1 protein-coding gene is annotated in these 1,512 nt (G+C 50.5%); it reads left to right on the forward strand.

Annotated elements, in window-relative coordinates:
* On the forward strand, positions 1-1,159 hold a 1,159-nt coding region (locus A3848_RS26095; protein ID WP_074087844.1), incomplete at its 5' end, for an IS110 family RNA-guided transposase.
* Positions 1,160-1,512: the final 353 nt, after the last annotated feature.

Here is a 1,512-nt window from a genome sequence, read left to right on the forward strand (position 1 = left end):
AGATTGTGTATTCTCCAATACACGAACAGGTCTGGAGCAACTGGTACAGTGGATGAAGGAGCTTCAGCAGGAGCATGCCAAGAGCGACGTCCTCTTCGGCATTGAGCCCACCGGACACTACTGGTTTAACTTGGCCGAGTATTTGGGACAGCAAGGTATTCCTTTGGTCATTGTCAATCCGCACCATGTACACCAAAGCAAAGAACTGGAAGATAACTCACCGACGAAAAACGACTATAAAGATGCAAAAGTCATTGCCGATTTGGTGCGAAACGGAAAATACAGCGAACCTAAATTGCTAACAAGTATCTACGCAGATCTGCGAATTCTCATGAATCTTCGGGAGAAGATCATGGTGAACTTCGGACAGGTGCAAAGACGGGTGCAGAACTGGCTGGATCGCTTTTTTCCAGAGTACACGCAGGTATTTAAAGACTGGGAAGGCAAGGCTTCACGGATTACGCTAGGCGAGTTTCCCACACCAGGTGAAATCATCGCACTCGGTACAGAAGCCATCGTTCAGCGGTGGAAGAAAGACGTGAAACGAGCCGTAGGCACTAAACGCGCGCAGCACCTTATGGATACGGCGAGGAGTTCCATCGGACTGACCGAAGGACTTCCTGCAGCAAGAATAGAGATTCAAACGCTCCTGGAACAGTACGAAATGTTCGCCAGACAGCTCGAAGAGATTCTGGCCGAGGTGGAACGTCTACTGTCACAAATTCCGGGTACTGGAGAGATGCTCACCGTACCGGGTGTGGCTGTAGTTACGCTGGCGGGTTTCCTTGCAGAAGTAGGGGATCTAAGCGGTTACGAGCATGGACAGCAGATTATACGGCTGGCTGGACTGAATCTCAAAGAGAACAGTTCGGGAAAGAAAAAAGGCAAGTCCAGTATTACCAAGCGTGGACGTGCAAGGCTAAGGGCCCTGTTGTTCCGGGCGGTCATGCCCATGGTGGCAAAGAACACGGAGTTCAAGGCACTGCACCAGTACTTTACGAAGCGAAGTCAGAATCCACTGAAGAAAAAACAATCCCTTGTGGCTTTATGCGGAAAGCTCATACGAGTCCTGCACACGCTCGGGACCAAGCACATTCCATACGATGCAAACGACGTTTTAGGGCCGGTACGTCAGGCCCAGATCCAGATGGCAGCTTAAGTAAAACCGAAATCACGTTTCTCACCGGAAGGAAAGAACCAAGACAAAGGAAGCACGGAGCAGCCGCAGGAATCATTTCCATAAGGGCAACGACCCTGTAAAGGAGCAAGAAACGGCGTCCACCTCCTGAGAGGCCGAACGAAGGAATGTAAGGGCAAAGACCCCGCGTGACATGGGAGGGTAAGCCGTCAGGAGACAGGTGTGGATATCCAAAGTGCGATCACAGAACGTATCCTTGGGTTGGGGATGAATCCCCCGCTCTCTATTCCCGCCACCGGCTTCACCAGAAAATAATGTCATCCTTACATGACTTCTCCAGCTCTCAATCTGTCTATGGCTGAAAATCTTAGAAC

The sequence above is a fragment of the Paenibacillus sp. P32E genome, from assembly GCF_001909085.1.
GTDB lineage: Bacteria > Bacillota > Bacilli > Paenibacillales > Paenibacillaceae > Paenibacillus_AQ > Paenibacillus_AQ helianthi.